Here is a 12,948-nt window from a genome sequence, read left to right on the forward strand (position 1 = left end):
TTGCCACGTTGCTCACAGCGTCACCGTCACACCGTCGCGCGCCGAACGGCGGGCCGCCTCGAGGACGTCCAGGGCCGCGGCCGCCTCGTGGGCGGTGACGGGGTTCTCGCCGTTGCCGCGCAGCGCGTCGGCGATCGCCGCGTAGTACGCGGGGTAGTCGCCCGGCAGGGTCCGCAGCGGGCGGCCGCCGCCCGTCAGGGGGGACTCGCCGGAGCCGACCCGGCCCCACATCGACTCGCACTCCACGCCCCACGGGGTGTGCGTGGCGGGGCGCTTGCCCTCGCGCAGCGCGGCCTCCTGCGGGTCCAGGCCGTACTTCACGTAGCCCGCCTGCGAGCCGAGGACCCGGAAGCGCGGGCCGAGCTGCGCGGTGGTGGCCGAGACGTAGAGGTGCGAGCGGACGCCGTTCGCGTGCGTGAGGGCGAGGAACGTGTCGTCGTCGGCCTCCGCGCCGGGGCGGCGGACGTCGGACTCCGCGTACACGCTCGTCACCGGGCCGAAGAGCACCAGGGCCTGGTCGACGACGTGGCTGCCCAGGTCGTAGAGGAGGCCGCCGATCTCCTCGGGGTTCCCGGACTCGCGCCAGCCGCCCTTCGGCTGCGGCCGCCACCGCTCGAAGCGGGACTCGAAGCGCCATACGTCGCCGAGCTCGCCGTCGGACAGGAGCGCCCGCAGCGTGCGGAAGTCGTTGTCCCAGCGGCGGTTCTGGAAGACGGAGAGGAGCAGCCCGCGCTCGTCGGCGAAGGACGCGAGCTCGCGCGCCTCGGCGGCGGTGCCCGCGATCGGCTTGTCGACGACGGCCGGCAGGTCCGCCTTCAGGGCGGCGGTGGCGAGCGACACGTGCGTCTTGTTCGGGGAGGCGATGACGACGAGGTCGAGCTCGTCCGCGCGCTCCCACAGCTCGTCCGCCGACGCGGCGCAGCGCAGGTCGTCGCCGAACTCGGCGCGGGCCTGGGCCTGCCGCTCGGGGTTCGACGTGACGACCGTGTCGAGGACGAGGCCCTCGGTGGCGGCGATCAGCGGGGCGTGGAAGACGGAGCCCGCGAGGCCGTACCCGACGAGGCCGACGCGGAGTGGAGAGCGTGAAGAGCCTGTGCCAGTCATGCCTTCCACTTAAGCAACGGTGTTGCCAAAGTGCAAGCGGGCGGGACAATGGGCCCGTGAAGTCGTACGTGAACAGGGTGAATCCCGGAGTGAACCTGTCGGCGCTGCGCGGGCACAACGCCGCGCTCGTGCTCGATCTGCTGCGCGCGGCGGGCGAGGCGGGCATCAGCCGCCTGGAGCTCGCCGAGCGCACCGGGCTCACCCCGCAGGCCGTCAGCAAGATCACCGCGAGGCTGCGCGCCGAGGGGCTGGCCGCGGAGGCGGGCCGCCGCGCCTCCACGGGCGGCAAGCCCCGCACCGTGCTGCGCCTGGTCCCCGCCGCGGGCCACGCGGTCGGCCTCCACCTGGACCGCGACGAGCTGACGGCGGTTCTCGTCGACCTGACCGGCACGGTGGTCGCCGAACGCCGCGCCCCGCTCGCCTTCGGCGCGGGCGCGCGGGCGGTGGTCGAGGCGGCGGCGGGCGAGGTGCGGGAGCTGCTGGCGGGCGGTGCGGGGCGGGGGTGCCCGGTGTCCGGGGTCGGCGTCGCGCTGCCCGGGCCGCTCGACCACGCCGAAGGGGTGCTGCACCGCGTCACCGGGTTCCCGGAGTGGGACGGGTTCGCGCTGCGGGACGCGCTGGAGGCGCGGCTCGGGCTGCCGGTCGCCGTCGACAAGGACACCAACGCCGCCGCCCTCGGCCTGGCCCTCGCGGGCGCCGCCGACTCCTTCGCCTACCTCCACCTCGGCACCGGGCTCGGCGCCGGCCTCGTGCTCGGCGGCGCCCTCTACCGGGGCGACCGCACCGGCGCCGGTGAATTCGGCCACCAGGTGCTGCAGTTGGACGGCCCGCCCTGCGAGTGCGGGGACCGGGGCTGCGTCGAGGCGCTCTGCCTCGCGGCGGTCGCCCGGGGCGAGCTCGACGAGGCGGCACGGGTGCTCGGCACGGCCGCGGGGAACCTCGTCGGCCTGCTCGACGTCGACCGCGTGCTGCTCGGCGGCCGGACCGTCTTCGCCGCCGCGGACCTCTTCGTACGAGGGGTCGGCGCGGTCGTCGCCGAACGCGTCCGGCGCGGGGGCGGGGCCGTCGCCCGGGTGCGGGTGGGCCTCGCCCCCGGCGGGGAGCGCGGCGTCGCCGAGGGGGCGGCGCAGCTCGTCCTCGCGCCGCTGTTCGGGCGGGCGGCTATTCAGGCAGTGGCCTGTCCTGGACGACGTTCTTCATGACGAGGGTGGACGTCAGGCGCTGGACGCCGGGGAGCCGGGCGAGCTGCTGGTCGTAGAGCTGCTGGAACGCGGCCAGGTCGGTGGTCGCGACCCGCAGGAGGTAGTCCGGCTCGCCGAACAGGCGCTGCGCCTGCAGCACGTGCGGGACGGCCGCCACCGCCTCTTCGAAGGAGGTGACGGTGTCCGGGGTCTCCCAGCGCAGCGTGGCGAAGACGAGGGCCTCGAAGTGCAGGCCGACCGCCGCGGGGTCGACGACGGCCCGGTAGCCGCAGATGGCGCCCTCGCGTTCGAGGTCGCGCAGCCGGCGGTGGCAGGGCGAGACGCTGAGCTGCACGCGAGCGGCCAGTTCGGTGACCGTCAGACGGCCGTCCAGTTGCAGCTCGGTAAGAATTTTCCGGTCCAAGGCGTCCATGGAGAAGAGTTTCCCCCACATCCCGAGATCATGGGGTAAAGACGCAAACACTTTCGGGCATATCCGCCCTAGCCTTCCCTCCAGAGCACGGCGTACGGCACGTACATCACGTACAAGCACGTACATCACGTACAAGAGGGAACGGAACGATCGATGGATACGACGACACTGGCGGCCTTTTTGGCAGTTGACCTGCTGCTGGTGTTCACGCCGGGCGCGGACTGGGCCTACGCGATCTCGGCCGGACTGCGGGGGCGCTCGGTCGTTCCGGCCGTCACCGGGCTGATCGCCGGGCACGCGGCCTATGCGCTGGTGGCCGTCGCGGGCCTGGCGATGCTCGTGGCGAACTCCCCGGCCACCCTCACCGTCCTGACCGTGGCAGGCGCGGGCTACCTGCTGTGGCTGGGCTGGGGGGTCCTGCGGCAGTCGGCCGCTCCGGCCGTAGCGGGCGAGAGTGCGGCGGTGGGCGGAAGCGGCGAGCGTGCGGACGCCTCCCGCGTGCGGGTCATGCTGAAGGGGGCGGGGATCAGCGGCCTCAATCCGAAGGCGCTGCTGCTGTACTTCTCGCTGTTCCCGCAGTTCATCGACCCTGCCACCGGCTGGCCGCCCGCCGCCCAGACGGGTCTGCTCAGCACGGTGCACCTGACCGCGTGCGCCGTCGTCTACCTCGCCGTCGGCGTCCTGGCCCGCACGGTCCTGAGCACCCGGCCCTCGGCCGCCCGGACCGTCACCCGCGTCAGTGGCGCCATGATGATCGCCATCGGCGCCCTGCTGCTGGTGGAGAGCCTGACCGGCTGAGAGCCTGTGTCATATCCCCGGCCGGGCGGGCGGCGTCTGGCACGCACGCTCGCCGCGTTGCCGAAAAGCCCTGGTAGCTCCGCTACCAAGGCTTCCCGGCGCCTTGCGATCGCACGCACCAGACGCCGCCCGCTGATCCGACCGGGGATATGACACAGGCTCTGAGGCCCGGTCAGTCTCCTTGCGGGCGCGGCCTGAGCAGGTCGTCCACGAGGGTGTCCACCAGGCCGCGGGGGATGCTCGCACCCGTCAGCGCGCGGTAGACGATCGGGCCGACGAGCGCGTCGACCGTGGCGTCGGCGCCCAGCACCGGGGAGATCTCGCCCGCGTCGATCGCGCGCGTGAGCATGGCGCGTTCCTGCGCGCGGCGGGGGTTGAGGTAGCGCTCGTGGAAGCTCCGGGCCGTGTCGGGGCTGTGCTGCGCCTCGGCGATGAGCGCGAGCAGGACCTTGCCCGCGGGGTCGCGGGTGAGGAACCGCGCGAAGCCGCGCAGGTAGCCGCGGATGGACGCGGCCGTGGGGCGGTCCGCCGGGACGGGGAGGCGCTTGTCGCTGTCCTCGATCAGGGTGTCCAGGAGGATCTCGACCTTCGAGGGCCACCAGCGGTAGATCGTCTGCTTCGCGACACCGGCACGGCGTGCGATCGCCTCGACGGTCAGCGCGCCGAAGCCGTTCTCGACGAGCAGGTCGTCCGCGGCGTGCAGCACGGCCAGCCGCGCGGACTCGTCGCGCCGACTGCCGGAGTGGGGCCTGCGGGGCGGCGGGGGCGGGGCGGGCATGCGGACACGATACCCGGGGGTGGTCGGGGGGTTCGGGGGCTCGCGCGGAATCCCATTGTCTAGACGCTACGGTGCGTCTAATCTAATTCTCGGACCACCGTTCCGACCCCTTCCCGGCCACGGGACCGACCACAGGCCCGACCGCTTCCTGGTCGCTTCCCGATCACTTCCGGGCCACTGAGGAGCACGTATGACTGCCAGTACGCCCGACCCCGGCACCCGGCACGCCCTCGTCATCGGAGCCTCCCGAGGGTTGGGGCTCGTCCTCACCGACGAGCTCGCCCGGCGCGGCTGGCACGTCGTCGCCACGGCCCGGCAGGCCGGCGACGAGCTGCGGGCGAGCGCCGACGCCGACCACGGGCGCGTACGCCTGGAGACGCTGGAGATGACGAGCCCCACCGAACTCGCCGCCCTGCGCGAGCGCCTGGCGGACAGCCGCCTCGACCTGCTCTTCGTCAACGCCGCGATCGACCGCGGGAACCTGCCGATCGACGAGGTGCCGACCGACATGTTCACCGAGGTGATGGTCACCAACGCGCTGAGCCCGCTGCGCGCCCTGGAGGCCCTCCGCGACCTCGTCGTGCCCGGCGGGACCGTCGCGGTCATGTCCTCCGACCAGGGCAGCATCTCGCGCAACACGGAGGGCGGTTACGAGCTGTACAAGGCGAGCAAGGCCGCGCTCAACCAGCTGATGCGCAGTTACGCCACCCGCCATGGCGACGACGGACACACCAAGCTGCTCATCGACCCCGGCCACAACCGCACCCGGCTCGGCGGCCCCGACGCGCCCCTCGCGCCGCACGAGAGCATCCCGGCCGTCGTCGACGTGCTCGAAGCGCAGGCGGGCGTCCCCGGGCTGCGGTTCCTCGACCGGCACGGCGAGCCCGTGCCCTGGTAGGACCCAAACCCGGCCCGGCGGAATCTCGCCTGATCGAGGGGGATCGGGGTGGCCGATCGGGCCTATCGGGCGGTGGCAGGGCGGTGCGCCCGCGCGCGCGTGGCAGGGTCGCGAGCCATGCCGGTGGGCGCAGCCCGCAGCCCGCGTCGGCCGCAGCCCGCGTCCGCTCAGCAAAGGTCCTCCATGCGCTTGTGCAGTTCTCTCGCCCTCGGCCTCACCGTCGCTGCCGCCGCTCTCGTGCCCGTGGTGGCCGGGGCGCCCGCGGCGGCGGACGGGAGCACGGCACGGGGCGGGCACGTGTGCGCGGCGGCCGCTCGGCCGGGGGCGGCGGCCGGCGGGGCGCCCTGTGCCGGGGGCCCTTCCGCGCACCGGCCCACCTGCGCCCTGGACGACAGCGCGGACTTCCCCATCGACACCCGTATCCACCGCGGGCCCGGCACCTACCGGACGGGCGACGGCTATCAGGAGTGGACGGTCGACCTCACCAACACCACCGACGAGACCTGCGGCCGGGTCCACCCGATCCTCGTCCTCGTCGACCGGGCGCGGACGCTGAGGCCGGAGCAGATCCAGCTGGAGTTCGACGACGGGACGCGGCGGCGGTCCGTGCCCTTCGAGAGGACCGGTCAGGGCGAGAACGTCGGCGTCTTCGACGGCGACGGCTTCGGGGGGTTCAGGGTCGCGCCGGGCCGGACTGTCAGCGTCCGGGTCCGGCTCACCTTCACCTCCGACACCGAGGCGAACCACGTCGTGGCGTCCGCCGCGCTCGTGCAGCGCAGGGACGACGACGGGGACTGGGTCGGCGACTCCAACGACTATCCGTTCGACGTGGTGGCCGAGGGGCCCGCGACGCCGACCGCCGAACAGCTCGCGCAGACGGGGCCGGGCACCCCGCTCGCGACGGGCCTCGCCGCGGGCGCCGTCCTCCTCGGCGCCGGGGCCGCGGTCGTGGGCGCCCGGCGCTTCCGGGCCAGGCGCCGCTGAACCGGCCGAGCGCCACCCCGCGTTCACCCGGGTGTTCACGTACGTCTGCGAACATCCCCGAGTGGACAACCCGAACCCCGCGCACCTCCCCGCACACACCGCCGCGCACCTGCTCGACCAGGCGCCGGGCGCGCCCATCCGCTCCGGCATTCCCGAGCACGGCCGCATCCCGAAGTACTACGCCGTGAAGGCCAGGATCGCCGCGCTCATCACGGAGTTGGGGGACGGGCAGCCGCTGCCCACCGAGCGGGATCTCGCCGAGCGGTACGAGGTGGCGCGCGAGACCGTGCGGCAGGCGCTGCGCGAACTGCTCCTGGAGGGGCGGCTGCGCAGGCAGGGGCGCGGCACCGTCGTGGCGGGCCCCAAGCTGGAGCAGCCGCTGTCGCTGGCGAGTTACACCGAGGGGGTGCGCAGGCAGGGGCGTACGCCCGGCCGCAACCTCATCTCCCTCGACCGCTTCCCCTGCCCCGGCGCGCTCGCCGCCGAGATCGGCGCCGCGCCGGGCGAGCCCGTCTGGCACATGGAGCGGGTGCTGCGCGCCGACGACGAGCGGGTCGGCCTGGAGAGCACGTACGTCGCCGTGGAGCGGGTGCCGCGGCTCGACACGGACTTCGAGCCCGACTCGTCGTTCTACGCGTATCTGCGCGACCGCCTCGGCATCTCCTTCGGGGACGCCGACGAACGGATCGAGACGGTCCTCGCCACCCCGCGCGAGGCGCTGCTCATCGGGACGCCGCCCGCCCTGCCCATGCTGCTGATCCACCGGCTCTCGCGGGACACGGCGGGCCGCCCGCTGGAGCGGGTGCGCACGCTGTACCGGGGGGACCGGTTCTCGTTCACCACGCATCTCGGCTGAACCGGCCCGCACCGGCGGCCGACGCGACATCCAGGTCACGTAAACATAACGGGTCTAGGCCAAGCTTGGGTGGCCGTTCACCGTCCCGTTGCCGACCGGTCCCGCGCGGGTCACCGGCCCCCAGGAGCGTTGCGGCCGTGAGAGTCATCGTCGTAGGAGCCGGCGTGGTGGGAACCATGCACGCCTGGCACGCAGTGGAGCGCGGCCACGAGGTCGTACAGATCGAGCGCGAGAGCGAGGCCCGGGGAGCGTCGCTGCGCAACTTCGGGCAGATATGGGTGAGCGGCCGGGCGGGCGGCGAGGAGCTCGACACCGCCCTGCGCGCCCGCGAGCTGTGGGAGGGCATCGGGGAGCGCGTGCCGGGCCTCGGGTTCCGGGCCATCGGCTCGCTGACCCTGGTGCGAAGCGAGCGCGAGCGCGCCGTCGCCGAGGCGGCGCTCGCCCGCCCGGACGCGGCCGCCCGCGGCTACGAGCTGCTCACCGCCGAGGAGGCGCGCGACCTCAACCCGGCCCTGCGGGGCGAGTTCAGCGCCGCCCTGTGGTGCGAGCGGGACGCGGCCGTGGAGCCGCGCACCGCCCAACTGAGCCTGCGCGAGGCCCTGTCGACGTCCCCGCGCTACACCTTCCTGCCGGGCCGCGAGGTCCGCGAGGTCGTCGGCACGGGCAGCGTCCGCGACGACCACGGCGACGTGCACACCGGCGACGCCGTCGTGCTCGCCACCGGCGCCTGGCTCGGCGGCCTGGTGCGGGAGCTCGCCGGGCCCGACCTGCCCGTGCGCCGCGTACGCCTGCAGATGATGCAGACCGAACCGCTCGGCGAGGCGCTCACCACCTCCGTCGCCGACGCCGACAGCTTCCGCTACTACCCGGCGTACAAGTCCGACGCGCTCGACGCGCTCAACGCCGGGCAGGCCCAGCCGCCGACCGCCGCCGCGCACAAGATGCAGCTGCTCATGGTGCAGCGCGCGGACGGCGGCCTGACCATCGGCGACACCCACGAGTACGAGCACCCCTTCGCCTTCGACACCCTCGAAGACCCCTACGACCACCTCACCGAGGTCGTCGAGGGCTTCCTCGGCCGCCCGCTGCCGAAGATCAGGCGCCGCTGGGCCGGGGTGTACGCGCAGTGCGTCGACACCGGCCGGGTCGTGCACCGGCAGGAGCTGCGCCCGGGAGTGTGGCTGGTCACCGGGCCCGGCGGCCGCGGCATGACCTGCTCGCCCGCCATCGCCGAGAAGACCGCGGACCAGCTGGGATGGTGAACGAATTGAGCACGCACCGCACGGACCTCGTCGTACTGGACATGGCGGGGACCACCGTCGCCGACGGCGGCCTCGTCGAACAGGCCTTCGCGGCCGCCGCACGGGAGCTCGGCGTCGAGCCGGACTCCGCCGACCACGCCGCGAAGCTGGAGTACGTCCGCGCCACGATGGGCGAGTCCAAGATCTCCGTCTTCCGGCACCTCTTCGGCGAGGAGGGCCTCGCCCGGCAGGCGAACACCGCCTTCGAGAAGGCGTACGGGGCGCTCGTCGACGGCGGCCGGATCGCACCGGTCCCCGGGGCGCGCGAGGCCATCGAGGAGCTCGGGGAGGACGGCAGGACCGTCGTCCTGACCACCGGGTTCGCCCGGGTCACCCAGGACGCCATCCTCGACGCGCTCGGCTGGCGCGACCTGGTCGGCCTGACGCTGTGCCCCGCCGACGCGGGCGGCCGCGGGCGCCCCTACCCGGACATGGTGCTCGCCGCCTTCCTGCGGACCGGCGCCGCCGACGGCGTCCGGAACGTGGCGGTCGCGGGCGACACGGCGTACGACATGCTCAGCGGCGTACGGGCGGGCGCCTCCGTCGTCGCCGGGGTGCTCACCGGCGCCCACGGCGACGCGGCGCTGCGCGAGGCCGGGGCCACCCACGTCCTCGGCTCCGTCGCCGAGCTGCCCGCGCTGCTCAGGGGAGTGGGCTGATGGGCAGCGGCATCCGCTTCGACCGGGTGTCCGTCGCGTACGGCGGCACCACCGTCCTCGACTCCCTCGACCTGACCGTCGAGCCGGGCGAGGTCATGGCGCTGCTCGGGCCCTCGGGGTCCGGCAAGACCACCGCGCTGCGCGCCGTCGCGGGGTTCGTGCGCCCCGCGTCGGGGCGGGTGTTCATCGGGGACCGCGACGTCACGGGCCTTCCCCCGCACCGGCGCGGCATCGGCATGGTCGTCCAGCAGTACGCGCTCTTCCCGCACCTGCGCGTCGCGGACAACGTCGCCTTCGGCATGAAGGCGCGGAAGGTCGCGAAGAGCGAGATCCCCGGGCGGGTCGCCGAAGCCCTGGAGATGACAGGGATGGCCGCGTACGCCGCGCGGTATCCGCGCGAGCTGTCCGGCGGGCAGCAGCAGCGGGTCGCCATCGCGCGGGCGCTCGCCATCCGGCCCGGGGTGCTGCTCCTCGACGAGCCGCTGTCCGCGCTCGACGCGCAGCTGCGGTCGGGGATGCTGGCGGAACTGGCCCGGCTGCACCGGGAGTTGCCGGACGTCTCCATTCTGTACGTCACCCACGACCAGGTGGAGGCGCTGACCCTGGCGGATCGCATCGCCGTCATGGACCGGGCGCGGCTCCAGGACTGCGGGACGCCGCAGGAGCTGTACCGGGCGCCTCGGACGGAGTTCACCGCCTCCTTCGTGGGCAACGCCAACCTCCTTCCGGTGACGGTGGGTTCGGGCGGCGTGTCCCTCGGCGGGACCGAGCTCAAGGTCGACACGGGGGGCGTGGCCGCCGGGGTGACGGCCACGCTGTGCGTGCGGCCGCATCTGGTGCGGCTCGGAGAAGGGCCCAATTCCCTTACCGGGACGGTGACCGAGGTCCAATGGCGGGGCGCCACGCACCGGTTGTACGTGGATGTCTCCGGCGTGCGGGTGAAGGCGGACCTCCTCGAGCTGAAGTCGCCTCCTGCGACGGGGGACTCTGTGACGTTGCATTTCGCAGCTGAGGACGCGGTGCTTCTGTCCGGCGGGGTGACCGATGGGTAGTCCTCGTGAGCGCCTCCTGTCCGGCGAACCGGCGCCGGGGGCTGCGCCCACCCGTTCCGCCCCGGCGGAAGGCAGGCCCACAGCGGCGGCGGCAGTGGCAGCGGCAGTGGCGACGCGGCGCTCGGGCGGGCCGGGCGGGAGCAGGGCGCGGGCGGCCCGCAAGGTGCCTGCCTTCGTCTGGGCCCTGCCGCCCATCGCCGTTCTCGGCCTCGTCTTCCTCTACCCGCTCGGGCTCGTCGTCCAGCAGTCCGTGCGGCCCGACACCGGCGGGACCTCCCTCCAGCCCTACTCCGACGTGTTCGCCTCCGAGGCGTTCCGGGAAGCCCTCGGGACCACCGTCTGGCTGGCGGCCGGGGCGACCGTGGGATGCCTCGTGCTCGGGTTCGCGCTCGCGCTGGTCATCGCCTTCGTGCCGTTTCCCGGCGGGAAGGCCGTCTCGCGGTTCATCGACGTCTTCCTCTCCTTCCCGTCCTTCCTGATCACCCTCGCCCTGCTGTTCGTCTACGGGACGAAGGGCATGGCCAACGGCGTGTGGACGGACGCGACCGGCACCGCCGAGGGGCCGTTCCAGTTCCTCACCACCCCGTGGGGCGTGCTGCTCGCCGAGATCACGTACTTCACGCCGTTCGTGATGCGCCCGCTGCTCGCCGCGTTCTCGCAGATCGACACGGCACAGCTGGAGGTCGCGTCCAGCCTGGGCGCGAAGCCCGCGCGGATCGTGCGGCGCGTGATCCTGCCCGAGGCGCTGCCCGCGCTCGCCGCCGGCGGCAGCCTCGTCCTCGTCATGTGCCTGAACGAGTTCGGGATCGTCCTCTTCACGGGGGCGAAAGGGGTCACGACCCTTCCGATGCTCGTCTACAGCAAGGCCATCCTCGAATCCGACTACCCGGCGGCGTGCGTCGTCGCCGTCGTCAACATCGCGATCTCCGTGGGCCTCTACGGCCTCTACCGGGTGGTGAGCCGTCGTGCTGGTGCATAGCCGCGGGGCGAGGTGGGCCACCTGGGCCCTCTTCCTCGTCCTCTTCCTCCCTCTCTTCGCGCTGCCGCTGCTCGTGATCCTCGCGGCGTCGCTGTCGGAGCACTGGTCGGGGGCCTTCCCGTCCGGCTTCACCGGGGAGCACTACGCCTCGGCCACCCGCGGGGAGTCGCTCAAGGCCCTCACCACCAGCCTGGTCACCGCGGTGAGCGCCAGCCTGCTCGCGCTGACCGTCGGGGCGTGGGCCGCGCTCGCCGGGGCCTCGCTGAAGAAGGGCGGGAAGAGGGCGCTCGACGCGCTGTTCATGCTGCCCGTCGCCGTGCCGTCCGTGGTCGTCGGGCTCGCCGTCCTCGTCGCGTTCTCCGAGCCGCCGGTGATCCTCAACGGCACGCGGTGGATCGTGATCCTCGCGCACGCCGTCCTCGTCACGGCGTTCGCCCACCAGTCGGTCGCGGCCGCGCTCGTCCGGCTCGACCCGGCGTACGAGCAGGCCGCCGCGTCGCTCGGCGCCCGTCCCTCGTACGTCCTGTGGAAGGTGAAGCTGCCGCTGCTCCTGCCGTCCCTGACGGCGGCCGCCGGGCTCTGCTTCGCGCTCTCCATGGGCGAGTTGAGCGCCACGATGATGCTCTACCCGCCGGACTGGCTGCCACTGCCCGTGCGGATCTACGCGGCCACCGACCGGGGCTCCCTCTTCACCGGCGCCGCCCTGGCCGTGGTCCTGATGGCGGCGACGCTGCTCGTGCTCTTCGCCGTGTCCCGCGTGCGCACCCGCGCCTCCTACCGCTGAACTCACCCCCGTCCCACGGTTCTTCAAGGAGTACGAAACGTCATGTCCCGCCTCAGCCCCCTGCCCCGCGTCCCGCGCGTCCGCACGATCGCCGCCGTCACCGGAGGCCTCGTCCTGGCCGGCTCCCTCACCGCGTGCGGCGGCGACTCCGCCGCGTCCGACGAGAAGACCGTCACCGTCTACAGCGCCGACGGCCTCAAGGGCGAGAACGGCGACGGCTGGTACGACCAGGTCTTCAAGGACTTCACGAAGAAGACCGGCATCAAGGTGAACTACGTCGAGGGCGGCTCGGGCGAGATGGTGCAGCGCGCCGTCCGCGAGAAGTCCAACACGCAGGCCGACGTCCTGATCACACTGCCGCCGTTCATCCAGCAGGCCGATGAGAAGGGGCTGTTGCGGGCCTACAAGCCCCGGGGGTCGGAGCAGGTCGGAGCCGCGGACAAGGACGCCGACGGCAAGTGGACCTCCGTGGTGAACAACTACTTCGGCTTCATCTACAACAAGAAGGAGCTGCCCGGCGGCAAGGCGCCCAAGACCTGGGAGGACCTCACCGAGGGCTCGTACAAGAACAAGGTGCAGTACTCCACGCCCGGCGTCGCGGGCGACGGCACCGCCGTGCTCATCAAGGCGATGCACGACTTCGGCGGCAGGGAACCGGCGATGCGGTACCTGAAGAAGCTCCAGAGCAACAACGTCGGCCCGTCCGCCTCCACCGGCAAGCTCGCGCCCAAGGTCGACAAGGGTGAGCTCCTGGCCGCCAACGGCGACGTCCAGATGAACTACGCGCAGTCCAAGGACATGCCCCACCTCGGCATCTGGTTCCCCGCCAGGCAGGGCGGGAAGCCGACCACCTTCGCCCTTCCGTACGCGGCCGGGCTGGTCAGCAGGGCCCCGCACGACGCCAACGCCAGGAAGTTCCTCGACTACCTGCTCAGCAGGGAGGCGCAGCAGCAGGTCAGTGAGATCGGCGGCGGCTTCGCGGCCCGCCGGGACATCGAGGCCACCGACGCCGACGCGGTCGCGCTCGGCAGGATCGTGGCCGGCGTCGAGGTCTTCGAGCCGGACTGGGCGGACGTCTCGAAGAACCTCAAGGAGTACGTGGAGGACTGGAAGTCGGCGACCGGCAGCTGAGCGGTCCTCG

The 12,948-nt window shown here is 73.2% G+C and carries 14 protein-coding genes; 11 read left to right on the top strand and 3 right to left on the bottom strand.

Features of this window, described 5'->3' with window-relative positions; genetic code table 11:
• Positions 1-12: 12 nt before the first annotated feature.
• The gene (locus ACZ69I_RS00420; RefSeq protein WP_470829801.1) at positions 13-1,104 is read right to left on the bottom strand and encodes a Gfo/Idh/MocA family oxidoreductase; all 1,092 of its coding nucleotides are present in this window, start codon (positions 1,102-1,104) and stop codon (positions 13-15) included.
• 56 nt (positions 1,105-1,160) lie between these two features.
• Here ACZ69I_RS00420 and ACZ69I_RS00425 point away from each other — a divergent pair, with 56 nt between their 5' ends.
• Entirely contained in the window at positions 1,161-2,306 is a 1,146-nt protein-coding gene (locus tag ACZ69I_RS00425; RefSeq protein WP_470829802.1) for an ROK family transcriptional regulator, read from the top strand.
• On the opposite strand, the gene ACZ69I_RS00430 is transcribed toward ACZ69I_RS00425, so the two are convergent.
• Positions 2,266-2,718, bottom strand: a complete 453-nt coding sequence (locus ACZ69I_RS00430; protein WP_389713285.1) for an Lrp/AsnC family transcriptional regulator — start codon at positions 2,716-2,718, stop codon at positions 2,266-2,268. The genes ACZ69I_RS00425 and ACZ69I_RS00430 overlap by 41 nt on opposite strands.
• A gap of 153 nt (positions 2,719-2,871) precedes the next feature.
• Here ACZ69I_RS00430 and ACZ69I_RS00435 point away from each other — a divergent pair, with 153 nt between their 5' ends.
• Positions 2,872-3,516 (top strand): LysE family translocator, encoded by a 645-nt coding sequence (locus ACZ69I_RS00435; protein WP_470829804.1) that lies wholly within the window; start codon positions 2,872-2,874, stop codon positions 3,514-3,516.
• A 172-nt stretch (positions 3,517-3,688) separates the two neighbouring features.
• Here ACZ69I_RS00435 and ACZ69I_RS00440 read toward each other — a convergent pair whose 3' ends face one another.
• Entirely contained in the window at positions 3,689-4,294 is a 606-nt protein-coding gene (locus tag ACZ69I_RS00440; protein WP_470829805.1) for a TetR/AcrR family transcriptional regulator, read from the bottom strand.
• Positions 4,295-4,484: 190 nt separating this feature from the next.
• On the opposite strand from ACZ69I_RS00440, the gene ACZ69I_RS00445 reads away from it, so the two are divergent.
• The 9 genes from ACZ69I_RS00445 to ACZ69I_RS00485 all read left to right on the top strand — a co-directional run bounded on the left by ACZ69I_RS00445 (position 4,485) and on the right by ACZ69I_RS00485 (position 12,938).
• Positions 4,485-5,192 carry an SDR family NAD(P)-dependent oxidoreductase gene (locus ACZ69I_RS00445; RefSeq protein WP_470829806.1) on the top strand — a complete coding sequence of 236 codons (708 nt, stop codon included), beginning with the start codon at positions 4,485-4,487 and terminating at the stop codon, positions 5,190-5,192.
• 189 nt (positions 5,193-5,381) lie between these two features.
• Positions 5,382-6,176, top strand: coding sequence for a hypothetical protein (locus ACZ69I_RS00450; RefSeq protein ID WP_470829808.1), 795 nt, complete (start codon positions 5,382-5,384; stop codon positions 6,174-6,176).
• A gap of 61 nt (positions 6,177-6,237) precedes the next feature.
• On the top strand, positions 6,238-7,032 hold the full coding sequence (locus tag ACZ69I_RS00455; RefSeq protein ID WP_467669808.1) for a GntR family transcriptional regulator: 795 nt from the start codon (positions 6,238-6,240) through the stop codon (positions 7,030-7,032).
• A gap of 137 nt (positions 7,033-7,169) precedes the next feature.
• Positions 7,170-8,294: a TIGR03364 family FAD-dependent oxidoreductase gene (locus tag ACZ69I_RS00460; RefSeq protein WP_470829810.1), complete on the top strand. Its 1,125-nt coding sequence runs from the start codon at positions 7,170-7,172 to the stop codon at positions 8,292-8,294.
• Between the two features lie 5 nt (positions 8,295-8,299).
• Positions 8,300-8,992 carry an HAD family hydrolase gene (locus ACZ69I_RS00465; RefSeq protein ID WP_470829811.1) on the top strand — a complete coding sequence of 231 codons (693 nt, stop codon included), beginning with the start codon at positions 8,300-8,302 and terminating at the stop codon, positions 8,990-8,992.
• Positions 8,992-10,044, top strand: a complete 1,053-nt coding sequence (locus ACZ69I_RS00470) for an ABC transporter ATP-binding protein (RefSeq protein ID WP_467669802.1) — start codon at positions 8,992-8,994, stop codon at positions 10,042-10,044. The genes ACZ69I_RS00465 and ACZ69I_RS00470 overlap by 1 nt, the downstream gene beginning before the upstream one ends.
• 94 nt (positions 10,045-10,138) lie before the next feature.
• On the top strand, positions 10,139-11,023 hold the full coding sequence (locus tag ACZ69I_RS00475) for a 2-aminoethylphosphonate ABC transporter permease subunit (protein WP_470829813.1): 885 nt from the start codon (positions 10,139-10,141) through the stop codon (positions 11,021-11,023).
• Entirely contained in the window at positions 11,010-11,807 is a 798-nt protein-coding gene (locus ACZ69I_RS00480) for an ABC transporter permease (RefSeq protein ID WP_467669798.1), read from the top strand. Before ACZ69I_RS00475 ends, ACZ69I_RS00480 begins: the two co-directional genes overlap by 14 nt.
• Before the next feature lie 42 nt (positions 11,808-11,849).
• Positions 11,850-12,938 carry a 2-aminoethylphosphonate ABC transporter substrate-binding protein gene (locus ACZ69I_RS00485; RefSeq protein ID WP_470829814.1) on the top strand — a complete coding sequence of 363 codons (1,089 nt, stop codon included), beginning with the start codon at positions 11,850-11,852 and terminating at the stop codon, positions 12,936-12,938.
• Positions 12,939-12,948 lie beyond the last annotated feature (10 nt).

It is taken from the genome of Streptomyces sp. NPDC036815 (genome assembly GCF_055609205.1).

What these genes read in the sequence shown, in the direction of transcription:
- ACZ69I_RS00420 (WP_470829801.1), bottom strand. Translation starts at nt 1,104, where the DNA reads ATGACTGGCACAGGCTCTTCACGCTCTCCACTCCGCGTCGGCCTCGTC.
- ACZ69I_RS00430 (WP_389713285.1), bottom strand. Translation starts at nt 2,718, where the DNA reads ATGGACGCCTTGGACCGGAAAATTCTTACCGAGCTGCAACTGGACGGC.
- ACZ69I_RS00435 (WP_470829804.1), top strand. Translation starts at nt 2,872, where the DNA reads ATGGATACGACGACACTGGCGGCCTTTTTGGCAGTTGACCTGCTGCTG.
- ACZ69I_RS00440 (WP_470829805.1), bottom strand. Translation starts at nt 4,294, where the DNA reads ATGCCCGCCCCGCCCCCGCCGCCCCGCAGGCCCCACTCCGGCAGTCGG.
- ACZ69I_RS00445 (WP_470829806.1), top strand. Translation starts at nt 4,485, where the DNA reads ATGACTGCCAGTACGCCCGACCCCGGCACCCGGCACGCCCTCGTCATC.
- ACZ69I_RS00470 (WP_467669802.1), top strand. Translation starts at nt 8,992, where the DNA reads ATGGGCAGCGGCATCCGCTTCGACCGGGTGTCCGTCGCGTACGGCGGC.
- ACZ69I_RS00485 (WP_470829814.1), top strand. Translation starts at nt 11,850, where the DNA reads ATGTCCCGCCTCAGCCCCCTGCCCCGCGTCCCGCGCGTCCGCACGATC.